Annotated in this window: 12 protein-coding genes; 8 read left to right on the forward strand and 4 right to left on the reverse strand. The window is 58.6% G+C overall.

The features are described 5' to 3' along the window. Positions 1-6: 6 nt before the first annotated feature. Genes TRM7615_RS20430 through TRM7615_RS20440 form a run of 3 tightly spaced genes read left to right on the forward strand, consistent with a single transcriptional unit; the run spans position 7 to position 3,064 of the window. Positions 7-1,206 (forward strand): malate--CoA ligase subunit beta, encoded by a 1,200-nt coding sequence (locus tag TRM7615_RS20430; protein ID WP_108791181.1) that lies wholly within the window; start codon positions 7-9, stop codon positions 1,204-1,206. After that, positions 1,203-2,093: a succinate--CoA ligase subunit alpha gene (gene sucD, locus TRM7615_RS20435; protein ID WP_108791183.1), complete on the forward strand. Its 891-nt coding sequence runs from the start codon at positions 1,203-1,205 to the stop codon at positions 2,091-2,093. Before TRM7615_RS20430 ends, sucD begins: the two co-directional genes overlap by 4 nt. Then, positions 2,093-3,064 carry a 2-hydroxyacid dehydrogenase gene (locus TRM7615_RS20440; RefSeq protein WP_108791185.1) on the forward strand — a complete coding sequence of 324 codons (972 nt, stop codon included), beginning with the start codon at positions 2,093-2,095 and terminating at the stop codon, positions 3,062-3,064. Before sucD ends, TRM7615_RS20440 begins: the two co-directional genes overlap by 1 nt. A 36-nt stretch (positions 3,065-3,100) precedes the next feature. On the opposite strand, the gene TRM7615_RS20445 is transcribed toward TRM7615_RS20440, so the two are convergent. Beyond that, positions 3,101-3,532: a MerR family transcriptional regulator gene (locus tag TRM7615_RS20445; RefSeq protein ID WP_108791187.1), complete on the reverse strand. Its 432-nt coding sequence runs from the start codon at positions 3,530-3,532 to the stop codon at positions 3,101-3,103. 146 nt (positions 3,533-3,678) lie between these two features. Here TRM7615_RS20445 and TRM7615_RS20450 point away from each other — a divergent pair, with 146 nt between their 5' ends. After that, complete coding sequence (locus TRM7615_RS20450; protein WP_108791189.1) at positions 3,679-3,930, forward strand: WGR domain-containing protein; 252 nt, start codon at positions 3,679-3,681, stop codon at positions 3,928-3,930. Between the two features lie 4 nt (positions 3,931-3,934). Here the strand turns inward: TRM7615_RS20450 and TRM7615_RS20455 are convergent, their stop codons facing one another. Both TRM7615_RS20455 and TRM7615_RS20460 read right to left on the reverse strand, forming a co-directional pair. Beyond that, the gene (locus TRM7615_RS20455) at positions 3,935-5,275 is read right to left on the reverse strand and encodes an NAD(P)/FAD-dependent oxidoreductase (RefSeq protein ID WP_108791191.1); all 1,341 of its coding nucleotides are present in this window, start codon (positions 5,273-5,275) and stop codon (positions 3,935-3,937) included. Positions 5,276-5,283: 8 nt separating this feature from the next. Then, positions 5,284-6,591: an NAD(P)/FAD-dependent oxidoreductase gene (locus tag TRM7615_RS20460; RefSeq protein WP_108791193.1), complete on the reverse strand. Its 1,308-nt coding sequence runs from the start codon at positions 6,589-6,591 to the stop codon at positions 5,284-5,286. Between the two features lie 231 nt (positions 6,592-6,822). On the opposite strand from TRM7615_RS20460, the gene TRM7615_RS20465 reads away from it, so the two are divergent. Continuing rightward, complete coding sequence (locus TRM7615_RS20465; protein WP_108791195.1) at positions 6,823-7,239, forward strand: group III truncated hemoglobin; 417 nt, start codon at positions 6,823-6,825, stop codon at positions 7,237-7,239. A gap of 48 nt (positions 7,240-7,287) precedes the next feature. Here TRM7615_RS20465 and TRM7615_RS20470 read toward each other — a convergent pair whose 3' ends face one another. Further along, positions 7,288-10,503, reverse strand: a complete 3,216-nt coding sequence (locus TRM7615_RS20470) for a reductive dehalogenase (RefSeq protein WP_108791197.1) — start codon at positions 10,501-10,503, stop codon at positions 7,288-7,290. A 241-nt stretch (positions 10,504-10,744) separates the two neighbouring features. On the opposite strand from TRM7615_RS20470, the gene TRM7615_RS20475 reads away from it, so the two are divergent. The 3 genes from TRM7615_RS20475 to TRM7615_RS20485 all read left to right on the forward strand — a co-directional run bounded on the left by TRM7615_RS20475 (position 10,745) and on the right by TRM7615_RS20485 (position 15,529). After that, positions 10,745-11,521, forward strand: coding sequence for a DeoR/GlpR family DNA-binding transcription regulator (locus TRM7615_RS20475; RefSeq protein ID WP_108791199.1), 777 nt, complete (start codon positions 10,745-10,747; stop codon positions 11,519-11,521). Continuing rightward, a complete protein-coding gene (gene glpD / locus TRM7615_RS20480; RefSeq protein ID WP_108791201.1) occupies positions 11,511-13,121 on the forward strand; it encodes a glycerol-3-phosphate dehydrogenase in 1,611 nt (536 codons plus the stop codon). Before TRM7615_RS20475 ends, glpD begins: the two co-directional genes overlap by 11 nt. Positions 13,122-13,195: 74 nt before the next feature. Next, positions 13,196-15,529, forward strand: a complete 2,334-nt coding sequence (locus TRM7615_RS20485) for a Tex family protein (protein WP_108791203.1) — start codon at positions 13,196-13,198, stop codon at positions 15,527-15,529. The last annotated feature ends 276 nt before the right edge of the window (positions 15,530-15,805 follow it).

Consider the following 15,805-nt stretch of genomic DNA (forward strand, 5'->3'; position numbering starts at 1 on the left):
GAGACAATGGACATTCACGAATATCAAGCCAAGGACATCTTGTCCGGTTTCGGCGTCGAGGTACCGCCCGGTGCCATCGCCTATAGCCCCGAACAGGCCGCATACCGTGCCCGCGAATTGGGTGGCGAGAAATGGGTCGTCAAGGCGCAGGTTCATGCCGGTGGTCGCGGCAAGGCGGGCGGCGTCAAGCTGTGCTCGTCCGACACCGAGATCCAAGCTGCCTGCGAAGAGATGTTTGGCCGCAAGCTGGTGACGCATCAGACGGGCCCCGAAGGCAAAGGCATCTACCGTGTCTATGTCGAGGCCGGCGTGCCGATAGATCGCGAGATTTATCTGGGTTTTGTGCTGGACCGCTCCAGCCAGCGGGTGATGATCGTAGCATCCGGCGAAGGCGGGATGGAGATCGAGGACATCTCGGCTGAGAAACCCGACAGCATCGTGCGCTCGACCGTTGAACCCGCCGTGGGTCTGCAAGAGTTTCAGGCACGAGAGATTGCGTTCGCCCTTGGCATCGACCCTGCGCTGACCGCGCAAATGGTGCGCACGCTTCAGGGCTGCTATCGCGCGTTCACAGAGCTGGATGCGACGATGGTGGAAATCAATCCGCTGGTGATCACAGGCGACAACCGCATTCTGGCGCTGGATGCCAAGATGACGTTCGACGACAACGCCCTGTTCCGTCATCCGCAAATCTCAGAGTTTCGGGACAAAAGCCAGGAAGATCCCCGGGAAAGCCGCGCGGCGGATCGGGGCCTGTCTTATGTGGGTCTGGACGGCAACATCGGCTGCATCGTCAACGGTGCCGGCCTGGCGATGGCGACGATGGACACCATCAAGCTGGCCGGGGGCGAGCCTGCGAACTTCCTCGACATTGGTGGCGGCGCCACGCCTGAACGTGTGGCCAAGGCTTTCCGGCTGGTGATGTCGGACGACAATGTGCAGGCCGTTCTGGTTAACATCTTTGCTGGGATCAACCGCTGCGACTGGGTCGCCGAAGGGGTGGTTCAAGCACTGAAAGAGGTGCAGGTCGACGTGCCCGTTATCGTCCGCCTTGCCGGAACCAATGTGGAAGAAGGGCAAAAGATCCTGGCCAAGTCCGGCCTGCCCATCATCCGCGCCACAACACTGATGGAAGCTGCCGAACGTTCTGTTGGCGCATGGAAAAACGACCTGTCTCAGGCCACCAGAGTAAGGGCTGTCAAATGAGCATTCTTCTTGATCGCGATACCAAGGTCATCGTTCAGGGCATTACCGGACGCATGGCGCAGTTCCACACGCGGGACATGATGAACTACGGCACCAATGTTGTCGGCGGCGTGGTCCCCGGCAAAGGTGGCGAAACGGTCGAAGGCGTGCCGGTTTTCAACACTGTGAAAGAGGCGATCGCCGCCACCGGGGCCGAAGCAAGCCTGGTGTTCGTGCCGCCCCCATTTGCTGCGGATTCGATCATGGAGGCTGCGGATGCGGGCATCCGCTATTGCGTTTGCATCACTGACGGCATCCCGGCGCAGGACATGATCCGGGTCAAGCGCTACATGTACCGCTATCCCAAGAACAAGCGTATGGTCCTGACCGGCCCCAACTGTGCTGGCACCATCAGCCCGGGCAAGGCGTTGCTGGGGATCATGCCGGGTCACATCTATCTGCCGGGCAACGTCGGCATCGTGGGCCGCTCGGGTACCTTGGGGTACGAAGCTGCCGCGCAGCTCAAAGAGCTTGGCATTGGTGTTTCAACCTCTGTTGGCATCGGTGGTGATCCGATCAACGGCTCGTCGTTCAAAGATATTCTGGAACGCTTCGAGAAGGACGATGAAACCCACGTAATCGCCCTCATCGGCGAGATCGGCGGCCCGCAAGAGGCGGAGGCAGCGGAGTACATCCGTGACCACATCACCAAACCGGTCATTGCTTATGTTGCGGGCATGACTGCGCCCAAGGGTCGAACCATGGGTCATGCGGGTGCGATCATCTCGGCCTTTGGCGAAAGTGCCAGCGAGAAGGTGGAAATCCTGTCCGCCGCCGGTGTGACAGTCGCCGAGAACCCTGCCGTCATCGGTGAAACAATCGCAAACGTCATAAGAAAGGCCGCGTGATGGTGAAGCCCAGCGTTTTTGTAACCCGCCGCTGGCCTGCCGCTGTCGAAGCGCGCTTGGCCGAAGATTATGACGTTGTGCTCAACACCGGGGACAAGCCGCTGGCGGCCCCCGAACTGCGCGACGCGCTCAAAACTTATGATGCAGTGCTGCCCACGGTGACCGACAAACTGGGGGCTGAGGCGCTGGATGTGCCACAGGCGCGGGCACGCATCTTGGCGAACTATGGTGTCGGCTATAGCCATATCGACGAGGGTTGCGCGCGCGATCTGGGTCTGACCGTGACCAACACTCCGGACGTGCTGAGCGAATGCACCGCCGATATTGCCATGACGCTGATGCTGATGGCAGCGCGCCGTGCCTCCGAAGGGGAACGCGAGCTGCGCAATGGTCAATGGAGCGGTTGGCGCCCAACCCATCTGATCGGCACCAAGGTCAGTGGCAAGACGTTGGGAATCATCGGCTTTGGTCGTATCGGTCAGGAAATGGCGAAACGCGCGCATCACGGGTTCGGTATGAAGATCCTGGTTCAGAACCGCTCAGCCGTTGATCCGAAAGTGTTGGCACAGTTCAACGCCACCCAGGTCGAAAGCGTCGACGCGTTGCTGCCGCAGTGCGACTTCGTCTCGCTGCATTGCCCCGGCGGACCAGCCAACCGGCATCTGATCAACGGGCGGCGGTTGGACCTGATGAAACAAGACGCGTTTCTGATCAACACCGCCCGTGGTGAGGTTGTGGACGAGCATGCACTGGGCCAAGCGCTGTGGTTCGATGTCATCGCTGGCGCAGGTTTGGATGTTTATGACGGCGAACCCCGGATCAACCCGGACCTGGCGGGTTGTGACAATCTGGTGATGTTGCCCCATCTGGGCAGCGCCACCCGCGAAGCACGTGAGGCCATGGGGTTCCGGGTGCTGGACAATCTGGATGACTTCTTTGCCGGGCGCACGCCCCGCGATCGGGTCATTTAAGCCTTTGGGCCTGCCAGTTTCCCGATCGGCAGGCCCCTACCCTTCGCCGATGCTGTCGTGATCCGTCAGGCATTCGGAATGATCGCTGAGCACCTTCAACACGTTGCAATCCTGCCCGGAGCCGCCGTCGCAATTGGCGATCATCCGCTCCAATTCGGCCTCTAACGCCCGGAGGCGCAGCATGCGTTGACGCACCTGCACCAACTGCCGCTGTGCTATGGAATCCACATGGCTGCAGGATTGATCCGGATTGTCGGACAGATCCAGAAACTCGCAGATCGCATCGAGCGAAAACCCCAGCTGTCGCCCATGCCGGATAAAGGCCAAACGATCCAGATCCGACACATGATACCGCCGCTGCCCCCCTTCTGTCCGGCCGGGTTCATTCATCAGTCCGATCTGCTCATAATACCGAATAGTTTGAACCTTGGTCCCGGTCTGGCGAGACAATGCACCGATCGACAGCATGACATACCTATAGTTTATGTAGCTTTTCTCAGAGCTAAGCCTTAACCCATTGGCCTGCAAGCCACACCTGTTGATTTTCGATAAGCAATTTATTTGCGACTCGCGTTTACCTTCGTAAACAGACTGTCCAACTACGGGGAACGCGTGTGCAGATTCGGCTGGAAAGAATCAATCATGTCAAACGGCAGAGCCGGTATTACGTCTTGAGCGTATCCGAGACGCTGTTTGGTGAGTGGTGCCTGACCCAGGAATCCGGCTCCATCGGGGCAAATGCGGGCATCAAGCGGACAGACTACATGCCATCCCGCGCGGATGCTGTTCAAGCTCTATTGACGATGAAAGACGCCAAAACGCGATCCGGTTACGCACCTATTCCGGTGCAGTTGCCGCTGTTGTAAGGCGTTACATCGCGTCGCGGAACCTGTACCACGCAAAGGCGGGCGGCAGGGACGCGCGACGAAACGGTCCCAATTCAAACCGGCGAGGCGCGCGTTTCATCAGATCTGGATGCGGTCTGCGGGATTTAGATTTACCCAAGGCCATATCAGCGATCAGTGCCCCGGCATAATTCGCCATCGTTACCCCGCCGCCGTGGTAGCCAAAGGCGGCAAAGGCGCCTTCCATCCCCGGCAGTTCGCCAGCAAAGGGCACCAGGTTCCGGGTCATGCAAATGAGGCCCGACCAGAAATAGGGTGTTTCTACATGGCGCCATTCAGGGAACATGCGATCGAAATCAGCGCGTGCGATGGCGCGGGTTGCGGCCATGTTCTGCTCGGTCACACGTACCGAACCACGTAACCCCAGCAACATCCGGTTGTCCGGTAACAGGCGGAAATAATGCAGCAAAGTGCGGGAATCGACCAGCATCTGGCGGCTCCACCACCCCTGCGCCTGTATCTCATCCTCGTTCAGCGGACGCGACACCAAGATGTTGGACTGCACCGGCAGATACCGCGCCGACAAGGCGCCTGGCAAATCATCGCTGGAATATCCGTTTGTCCCAACCAGCAGTTTCTTGGCCCGGACGCGGCCCTTGGGCGTATGCAAAACATACCCGCCCGATTGCTCGATCTTTGTCACTGGCGTTTTGCTGAAAATCCGCACCCCGCGTTGATGAGCAGCCCCGTACAAGCCAAAGACAAATTTCATCGGATTGAGCGCAAAACCAATGGGCAAATGCACCGCGCCGTGAAAGTCCGGGCTGTTTAGTCCATGCGCCGCCATCTCCTCTTTCGGGACGAACTCAAACGGCAGTCCATAGCGCTTGGTGTATTCCTCGCCATACTCTTTGACGGCAGGCACCGCACCGGGTTTGTGTGCCACAAAAGTGTAGCCTTTGGAGTGGCGATCCACGTTCAGGCCAAACTCGGTCAGATACTCTTCAACCAAATCGACCGAGGCGCGTTCGGCGTCAAAGAACACCTGAGCATCCGACGGGCCATATTTGCGAACGACGTCCTCGTCATCCTTCTTGGCGCTACCGACGGACACAAGGCCACCATTGCGACCCGATGCGCCCCAGCCCGGAACATTAGCATCCAAAAGGACAACATCCGCCCCTTCAGCGGCCAAAGTCAGCGCCGCCGACAAGCCAGTGTAACCGCCACCGATAATGGCAAAATCACATCGCCGCTCGCCGTCGAGTTCGGGATATTCAGGCGGCGGCGTATCGATGGTCGACGGCCAGTACCGTTCCTGAATAGGACGGTCACCATAGGCCATGTCTTCGTAGATGCGTTTCATCACACCCCTTACAGCTTGTCGCGGAAACTGTACCAGAGCATCGCAAGAACCAGCAGCGGAGATCGCAATGCCGCCCCACCCGGGAAACGGGGCGTGGGAACCGAGGCCATCAGATCGAACCGCTCGGCCTGACCCGCAATCGCCTCGGCCGCGATTTGCCCGGCAAGCGAAGCCATGGCCACACCGTGGCCTGAGAACCCCGAAAGGCTCAGGATATTGCCGCGCAGACGCTCGAAATGCGGCATACGGTTCATGGTGATCCCCAGCGTTCCGCCCCAGGCGTGGTCAATGCGTACATCGCTCAGCTGCGGAAAGATTTCGAGCATCGGAATCCGGACCGCGCCCGCAATGTCATCGGGGAACTTGTAGCGATAGCTCTCGGTGCCCCCAAACAGCAAACGGTGATCGTCCGAGAAGCGGAAATAATTCACCACGAACTTGCTGTCCGCCACAGCGTGGTTGTTGCGAATGAGCTCTTCCTGCCGGTCCGGCCCCAAAGGTTCCGTTGCCACCACGTAATTGTTGATCGGCATGACACGCGCGGCAACGTGCCCGTTCAGCTTGCCAAGATAGCCGTTGCAGCCCAACACAACATGATCAGCCGTGACGCGCGCCGCATCGGTGCTGACCACGGCAGGAGAGGTCTCTTGCAGCGATGTCACGCGCGACTGTTCAAATATACGCACACCTGCCGCCTCGGCCATCCGCCCGAGGCCCAGAACATATTGCAGCGGATCGATGTGACCTGCGTCCTCATAGATGAGGCCCCCGTGATACGCAGGTGAGTTCACCAGCGACCGCAACTCTTCGCGGTCGAGCGCTCGGATGTTGGTGTATCCGTACTTGTCCTGCAGGTGTTTGACATAGTCGTGGCTGTGTTTGACATATCGCGCCCGGTGATCCGCATGGATGATGCCGGGGTGGAAATCGGCGTGCACCAGATCGGATTTGGACAGATCACGCACCAGATCCACCGATTGCCGCGCGATCTGCCACAAAGCCTGAGCGCGGTCGTGCCCAACCATATCCTCAAGCTCGTCCTGTTCGACCCGCTGCCCCTGCCCCACCTGGCCGCCATTGCGCCCCGAGGCGCCAAAGCCCACTCGCTGTGCTTCGAGCAAGATCACGTCGTACCCGCGTTGCGCCAGATGCAGCGCGCTGCTCAACCCGGTGAAACCGCCGCCCACAACGCAAACATCACACCGCAGATCTCCCTTGGCCGCCGGGCGTGCCTCCGCCTCGTTTGCTTGCGCATTGGCCGCATAGTAAGAACCGGGATAACGCCCGGGTTGGTCATTGATCGTCAACAGATCCATTTGCACTCTGTTCCATATCTGGGCGGGTGTGTTTCCTGGTCAGCCTACGCCTCTACACCCCCTGAATCCAGATATGATCAAAATAATTTTTCCTGTCGTATACTGTTTTTCTTACGTTTCGATATTTTTGATCACTTTTAACCAATCAATCACACGAAGCACGGGTCAAAATCCCGCATTGCGCCGTGAAAGAATGCAAGTCAGAGCTCAATAAGAACAAGGGCACGCCATATGAACATAGACAGATCCCCCAAGGCTGACATCACTCGGGCAGATATTCAGGCTTTATTGGTCGAGTTTTACACGCGTGTCCGTGCTAACGAAGCTATTGGCCCGATCTTTCATCATCACATCGGAGAGGATGATGCCGTTTGGGCCATTCACCTCGCCAAGATCGAAGATTTCTGGGCCAATGTCATGCTGCGCGACCGGGCCTATAAGGGCAACCCGATGCAAACTCATCTGGCCATGCCCGAGATCACGCCGAGCCATTTCGACATCTGGCTGAACCTGTTCAAAACGACAGCCCACGAAGTTTTGTCGCCCGACAAAGCCGACCTTTTTGACTTGATGGCGCGGCGTATTGGCCAAAGCCTGATGATGGGAATGCAACGGGCGCATTCCAATCAGGTTCCCAACCTGGGTTAGATGCGTCGAAAATTGCGGCCAGCCGCCGGCAAAACGTGATCTTTCATTTCACGCGTCGATTTCGATGATCCCATCGGGTTCCGCCGCGCGTGACTGACAGGTGATGATCGCGGTTTCGCGCTGTTTGTTCGACAAGACAAAATCGCGGTGCTCCACCTCGCCCGAGATCAGCCCGCATTTGCACACGCCGCAAATCCCGTCCGAGCATTTGATGTCCACCGACAACCCATGTTCGACCATGACATCCGCCGCCGTCTTTTCTGCGGGCACATCCAGCACCCGACCAGATCGCGCAAGTTTCAGTTTGAAGGGATGGTTTTCATAGTCGGGCTGTTCTGGAACACTGAAATACTCCAGATGTCGCGCCTCTTCCGGAAAACCCTGCCGTTCCGCGGCCTGCATCACGCCATCCATATAGCGATCGGGGCCACAGGTGTAGACATGCCAGCCGGGCTGATACCCAGACAGCACCTGATCCAGATCCGCGCGCGTTCCCTGATCGGAGAAGTGCAAAGACACCCGATCCGCCCAGGGCATGGTGGCCAAATCATCCAGATACCCTGCCCCGTCCTTGCGGCTGGCTGAATAATGCAACTCAAAATCTGCGCCCAAGGCATGCAGCCTGTGGGCAAAGGCAATCATGGGCGTGATGCCAATGCCACCGCCCATCAGAAAGGTCTTGCTGGCGGCCTCATCCAATTCGAAATGGTTGATCGGCTTCGAGATGAAAACCTTGCGCCCTTCGGTAAAGATCCGATGCAACAACGACGAACCACCCCGCCCTTCATCTTCGCGCAGGACGCCGATTTGATAGGTCCCCGTCTCGGCCGGGTTGCCGGACATAGAATACTGGCGCAGGAACTCAGGTGCCACGACGATGTCCAAATGCGCACCGGCTTTCCAATCGGGCAGCGGCGATCCGTCCAGCGTCGAAAACTCATACTTGGTCACATCGGCGGTCATCTGATCAACCTTGCTGATCGACACCTGTATCACCGGTGCATCACCGTCATTGGTATAGCGATGCACCATCGACCCGTCCCCGCGCGACAGCCGATCCTGATACTCCTTGGCTGAGATCATCGCCTCATAGGCCGCGATCCCCGCCTCTCGGTCCATTGGGAAGGGATACGGATACGGCGGCGGAGCCAGCGGCGCGGGATATACCGCAAGTGTCTGATCCTCATACTTCAGGTCCAGATCAAGTTGCAGGTCGCGGCGGTTCACCGGATGCTTGGCCTGGCGGTATCCACCGCTTTCGTCAAGCTCTACGTCCCACCACCATTTCTTGACCTCATTGAGACCGCCATTGCCGACCGCATCGTCCAGCTTGGCCAGAATCGGTGCCGAGGTTGGAATGTTTGTTGCCGCCCACCGGAACGGCGCCTGTGAAAACAGCCCTTCCAGGTTCCACGGGCAGGTCTTCATGCAGCGCCCGCACATCGCACCGCCTTGCTGGGTGATGCGATAAGTGGTGCATTTCTGGCTGTCGGATTTCCAGATCTCATAGCCGTTGAACATCAGCTTGGGACCTGCGGTGATCGCCCCAGACGGGCATTCCCGAGCGCATTTGTTGCACGAATTGCAAAAGTTCTGCAGGCCAAAGTCGATCGGTTTGTCATGCGCCATCGGCATATCGGTGGTCACCGCCCCGGATTTCAGGCGCGGACCCAAATAGGGGTTCAAAATGACCTCACCGATCCGGCTGACCTCTCCCAAACCAGCCAGCAACAAGAGTGGTGGCTGCAACACCTCGCCATCCATCACAGTATGCGCCTTGGCCTTGTAGCCCAGGTTGCGGATTTGTTGAGCGATCACTCCGCCCAACAGAGAGAACCGCAAGTAGGCGCGCATTGATTGGCTCACGGCGATCCAGTCGTCGCCGCTTGCGCCTTCCATCGTCTCAAACCCCTGGTCGATGATCATGCTCACCGCATTGTCATGCGTAGGCTCGATCGGCTGGCCTGCAGCGTCGTGGCTGTACCAGCTCCATGTCGGGCATCGGCTGGTGCCGACCGCATCGACACCTAGAAAATAGCTCGCCGCCTTGAGGTTGTCTGCATTGCGCTGTTCCTGCGTGGGGCGTGTGCCGTGCGGGTTGGCATCGCCATCCTGCAACAGGACAAAGGCACCTAGGGCGCGGCGTTGGGCAAAGCTGGGCGCGGATTTACGAACGTAGTGACCCCCGCGCGCAGCTTCCTGATTGCCTTTGCCCATGTCGCCGAACAGCGATCGCGCGAACATGTCGGCGCGTTTGGGAACACGCGCGACGTTGGCCTCATCAATATAGGTCGTGGGCTTGTCCACCCGCTTGAGCCGTTCGAACGGATGCCCTCCATCAACATAGTTTCGCCGCGCAAATGGGTCTCGGTTGAACGCGGATTTTGCAAACCCTTTACCCAGCCACCAGGCTGGGCCTTGGGTCTTGAACCAGGGTTGCTGCGACATCGGCGCCAAGGGCTGGTCCGGGGCCAGTTCCATCTCGGTCGTGATCGCGGCCAAACCAAATCGAGTGCCCAGCCAGGGCGCCACCAAGGCCCCCTGCTCGGCGCTCACCAAACCGGCGGCAACCGCAAGCCGACCCAGATCGACCTCGCTTGTCGTCAGGGTGTGGGCCCGGGCATCATACCCCAGCAGTCGGATGTAGTTTGCAATCACAACCGCTGTTTCGGTTCCACGCAGACAGGCGCGATGATCCTGCGCATCCAAAATCCAATCGCTGCCGGGCTCGTCCGGACGCGGGTCGCGGGTGTGCTCATACAGGAAAACGATCGCGTTTTTGTGCCCATCCACGGGCGTCACCGGCGCCTCGATGCTTTCCTTGAGATCGGCCATGATCATGTCGATGCCCGAGGCGAAAGTTTTGGTCTGGCGCGTCTTGAGCGCATGAGCCAATCGGTCCACGTCAGGGTTTCGGCGCGGAACCTCAAGGATCGCATCGGAGGTCAACCGCCCTACCCCAACCATGGAGGCGTCATTGTAATAGCCAAACGCTTTGAGGTGGTTCGACCTCTCTTGCGGGTCATCAGGAATGTCGGACTGCGCAGAGTTGACGAACCCATCCCGGATCGCGTCCATCATCGCTTGGAACTCTCCCATCGCATTGACGATGCTTTCGGGATGCTCGGGGCGATGAAAACTGAGCGTCGGCATCGCCGGGACGCCTGACAGGTTTGGCGCGGGCGTCAACCGAGACAGACGCTCAAGCGGATATGATCCCATATGAACCGGTCTGTTCCGGTCCGAAAAGAATCGAATCCCCATGCGTCATACCCTCCTCGCTTGATGACAAAAGCCTCTGGCTTCGGGCCGAACAAGCCGCAGTTTTGTTGCCATGTCAACTCCAGTGACTTGAATAGGCCACAACACACCAGGAATACGGTTCAAAATCGCAAGCCAAATCACCGTATTCGAAAAATTTCGAAAGTAATTCGAAAACCCGGTAATGACATTCAGTCAACGGACGCATAAATAGCGGTCAGTGACACATCAAAGGCTGCCGACCATGGATGCCGAAGAGCGCCAAAGCGAAATCCTGAACCTTCTGCGCGAGCACGAACGCGTCACAGTCGACGATCTGTCGACGCGATTTGGAGTATCGAACCAAACCATCCGCACCGACCTGCGAGACCTGAGCAATCGCGGCCTGGCCACGCGCACCCATGGTGGCGCGGTGCGGGTCGATCAGGTGTCGAACCGGGAATATGCGGAACGACGCAAGCTGAAGGGCCAAGAAAAAGAGGCAATGGGAGGGCTGACCGCGTCCCTGATCCCTGACAGCTGCTCGGTCAGCCTGAACATCGGTACGTCGACCGAACAAGTGGCCAAGGCGCTCAGCCACCACAAGGACCTGACGGTTCTGTCCAACAACATAAACATCATCAACATCCTGATCGGAACGCAGTCCAAAGAGTTGATCCTGGTGGGCGGCGCAGTGCGCCAAAGTGACGGAGCAATTGTCGGCGAAGACGCTGTCGAGTTCATCGAGCGCTACAAGGTTGATTACGCGGTCATAGGGGCCTCTGCTTTGGACGCGGATGGCTCGGTTTTGGATTATGATGCGCGTGAGGTGTCGGTCGCCCGCGCCATCCTGCGCAATTCGCGCATCAAGATCCTGGTATGTGACAGTTCGAAATTCGAACGCTCTGCCCCGATCCGCATCTGCGCACTGCAGGACCTGGACTATGTCGTGACCGATCAGGTCCCCCCGATCGAATTCATTGAAGCCGCCCGCGCCGGGCAAACCGAAATTTTGGTATTGGACGAATTAAATGCAAGCTGACGCCTTGACCCAAACGGGCAACGACCCGCTGGACATCTTTATCATCGGTGGCGGCATCAACGGCTGTGGTATTGCACGTGACGCTGCTGGTCGCGGGTTTTCGGTTGCCCTGGCCGAGATGAACGATCTGGCCTCGGCGACCTCATCCGCCTCGACCAAGCTGTTTCATGGTGGTCTGCGGTATTTGGAATTTCTGGAATTCCGACTTGTACGCGAAGCCCTGATTGAGCGTGAGGTTCTGCTCAAGGCGATGCCGCACATCAGCTGGCCCATGCGTTTTGTCCTGCCCTATCACCCGGACATGCGGTTCGAAAGTGATACGCCGGTGTCGCGCATGTTGGGTACCGTGATGCCCTGGATGAAAGGTCGCCGTCCCAGTTGGTTGGTGCGGCTTGGACTGTTTATGTATGACACAATGGGCGGGCGCGAGATCCTGCCTGCAACGCGTACGCTGGATCTGGAAACGGACCCTGCGGGACGACCCTTGCAGGACAAGTTTCGCAAAGCCTTTGAATACTCTGATTGTTGGATTCAGGACGCGCGACTGGTGATTCTGAACGCGCGTGATGCGCAGGCCCGAGGCGCGCAGATCATGACCCGTACCAAGGTTGTGAGTGCTGAACGCGGCGGGGGTCTGTGGACCATAACGACCGAGGACACCGCATCCGGTCAACGCCAATCGGTGCAGGCCAAGATGCTGATCAACGCAGGTGGGCCCTGGGTCGGCGACATCATCCAGAACACACTGCGCAGCAATTCATCCGACGGTGTGCGCCTGGTGCGCGGCAGCCATATCGTAACCCGCAAACTGTTTGACCACGACAAGGCGTACTTCTTTCAAGGCACCGATGGGCGGATCATCTTTGCCATCCCCTACGAAGGTGACTTTACACTAATCGGCACAACGGACGCAGATCACACCGACGCCGACACCAAACCCGAATGCACAGAGGCCGAGCGTGATTATCTGCTCAACTTTGCGTCGCAGTACTTCGCCACGCCTTTGACCACCGACGATGTGGTTTGGACGTACTCCGGTGTTCGGCCATTGTTCGACGACGGGGCCAAATCCGCCACCGCCGCGACCCGTGAATATGTGCTGAAGCTGGAGCATTCGGAAGGCGCGGCGCTGCTGAACGTGTTTGGTGGCAAGATCACCACCTATCGCAAGCTGGCCGAAGCGGCGTTGGAAAAGGTGGCTGAGGTCTTTCCCGGCACCAAACCCGATTGGACCGCAGGCGTCCCCTTGCCCGGCGGGGATTTCCCGGTTGATGGGTTAGAGAGCCTGATCGCCTCGACCCGCGCGCAATATCCGTTTCTGGATCAGGATTGGGCGACGCGATTGGTACGCGCCTATGGAACCGAAGTGGCCGACGTTTTGGGCAATGCGGCCACGATCGACGCCTTGGGAACCGATTTCGGCGCGACCATCACAGAACCCGAACTGGACTGGTGTATCCGCAAAGAATGGGTGCGCAGCGGGGATGACTTTCTGTGGCGCCGGTCCAAGCTGGGGCTGCGTTTGACCGCGGATCAGGCCAGCGCAGTTGATGCTTACATCACAGCCGCCCTGCAATCGGGATCAGCGAAAGCCAGCTGAGGTTTCATTCCCCCTTGGCGCGCCCAAGTCGTCTGAGTAAGAAGGATGTCCGACCAAACCCGAGGGAGGCCGCATTGGACACCGGACACCGCATCGCCCAGACTATCGCAACCGAAATCAGTGCCCGCCCCGAACAGGTGCGCTCCGCTGTTGCCCTGCTGGACGAAGGCTCAACCGTGCCGTTCATCGCACGCTACCGCAAAGAGGCGACCGGGGGTCTGGACGACACGCAACTGCGACAGCTGTCCGATCGGCTGACCTATCTGCGCGAGCTGGATGCGCGACGGGACACCATCTTGGCCTCGATCAAGGATCAGGGCAAACTGACCGACGATCTGACAAAATCGATCACCCTGGCCGGTACCAAAGCCGAGCTGGAAGACATCTATCTGCCCTACAAACCCAAGCGCCGCACCAAAGCGATGATCGCGCGCGAAAACGGGTTGGAACCGCTGGCCGAGGCAATCCTTGCGGATCGCAGCCAAGTGCCCGAGACTGTTGCAGAAGGTTATGTGTCCGAGGCTGTTCCAACGGTGCGGGACGCCCTGAACGGTGCGCGCGACATCATCGCCGAAGAGTTGACCGAAAACGCGGGCCTTCTGCGAGAGTTGCGCAAGTTCATGCAGGCCGACGCATTCCTGACCTCCAGGCTCATCGACGGGCAAGAGGCCAACGGGGCCAAGTTTTCAGATTATTTCGATCACCGTGAACGATGGGCCGATGTGCCATCCCACCGGGCTCTGGCGATGTTGCGCGCCTCAAAAGAAGGGGTCGTGACACTGGACGTCGCCCCCGACCCCGAAACCGGAGCTGAGCGCGCCGAGGGGATCGTCGCCGCGCAGTTGCAGACCCGCAGCGACGCACCTGGTGACAAATGGCTGCGAAAGGTGGCCGGTTGGACCTGGCGGGTGAAACTGTCGCTGTCGATGATGGTCGAGTTGATGGCCGATCTGCGCAGCCGCGCACAAGAGGATGCGATCACTGTCTTTGCACGCAACCTCAAGGACCTGCTTTTCGCCGCGCCGGCCGGCGCGCGACCCACGTTGGGGTTGGATCCGGGCATTCGGACGGGAGTGAAAGCCGCCGTTGTGGATGCGACTGGCAAACTGGTGGCGACGGATACGCTCTATCCCTTCCAGCCGAAGAACGATCTGCGCGGGGCCGAGGCCGCGATCCTGAAACTGATTTCAACACATGGCATCGAGTTGATCGCAATCGGAAATGGCACCGCAAGCCGGGAAACGGAACGGTTGGTGGCAGACACGCTGAACCTGTTGCCCAAGGGGATCAAAGCCCCAACCAAGGTTGTGGTTTCCGAGGCAGGCGCTTCGGTTTATTCCGCATCGGAACTGGCTGCACGTGAGTTTCCGGATCTGGATGTGTCGCTGCGTGGTGCTGTTTCGATTGCACGCCGCCTGCAGGACCCGTTGGCGGAGTTGGTCAAAATCGAACCCAAGTCCATCGGCGTTGGCCAGTACCAGCACGATGTGGACCAGTACCGTCTGAGCAAATCGTTGGAAGCGGTGATCGAGGATGTGGTGAACGCCGTTGGTGTGGACCTGAACATGGCCTCTGCCCCGCTGCTGGCGCATGTGTCCGGCTTGGGTCCGGGACTGGCCGAAGCGATTGTGGCGCATCGGGATTTGAATGGCGCCTTCGGGTCCCGCAAGGATCTGTTGAAGGTGGCCCGCCTGGGTCCGCGCGCATTTGAGCAATGTGCTGGCTTCTTGCGTATTCGGGACGGGGCAGAACCGCTTGATGCCTCTTCAGTTCACCCAGAAGCCTATGGAATCGCTCGGAAAATCGTGCAGGCCTGCGAGCGTGACATTCGCCAGATCATGGGCAGTGACGGGGCGTTGAAATCCCTGCGCGCCGAACAGTTTGTCGATGATAGTTTTGGCCTTCCAACCGTGCGCGACATCTTTGAAGAGCTTGAAAAACCAGGCCGTGACCCCCGCCCCAGCTTTGTTACAGCTTCTTTTGTGGATGGGATTGAGGACATCAAGGACCTCAAACCCGGCATGTCATTGGAAGGAACGGTGACCAATGTTGCCGCCTTTGGCGCCTTTGTCGACATCGGGGTGCATCAGGATGGTTTGGTGCATGTCAGCCAACTGGCCGACCGTTTCGTCAAGGACCCGCATGAGGTGGTCAAAACCGGTCAGGTCGTCAAAGTGCGTGTCACCGAAGTGGATGTTGCCCGCAAACGCATCGGCTTAAGCATGCGCAAGGATGGCGGCGCGTCATCCCGTGACGACCGAGGCAAGCATGGATCCGCACCGCGCGGCAAACCTCAGGCCAAGGGGCCACGGACGCAGAACGTCAACCATTCGTCGAAGCCCAAATCGAAAGGAACTGACACCGGCGCATTGGGTGCCGCCTTGATGGATGCATTCAAGAAACGTTGACGTTTGCGGGACATCCAAATGGCGTCGTGTTACTGAATCCTATCTGAAAGCCGTCAAGCTTTACTGACATACCCGGCTTTGCCATAGCACCGCCGGATATATGTACTGCACCGCTTACGCGGTGCAGTCCGTTGTTTCGTGAAAAAAACGTCAAAATCTCTTTCGGGTCTAACATCAAGTTGACGTTGTTGGCCCAAATACGAACGGTTGGCCAACCTGCGAAATCGTCACATCAGCAGAAATCAGCGCCTTTAGGCGTTTGTGAAAACAGGTACG

Origin of the sequence: Falsiruegeria mediterranea M17 (genome assembly GCF_900302455.1) — a bacterium.
GTDB classification, from domain to species: domain Bacteria; phylum Pseudomonadota; class Alphaproteobacteria; order Rhodobacterales; family Rhodobacteraceae; genus Falsiruegeria; species Falsiruegeria mediterranea.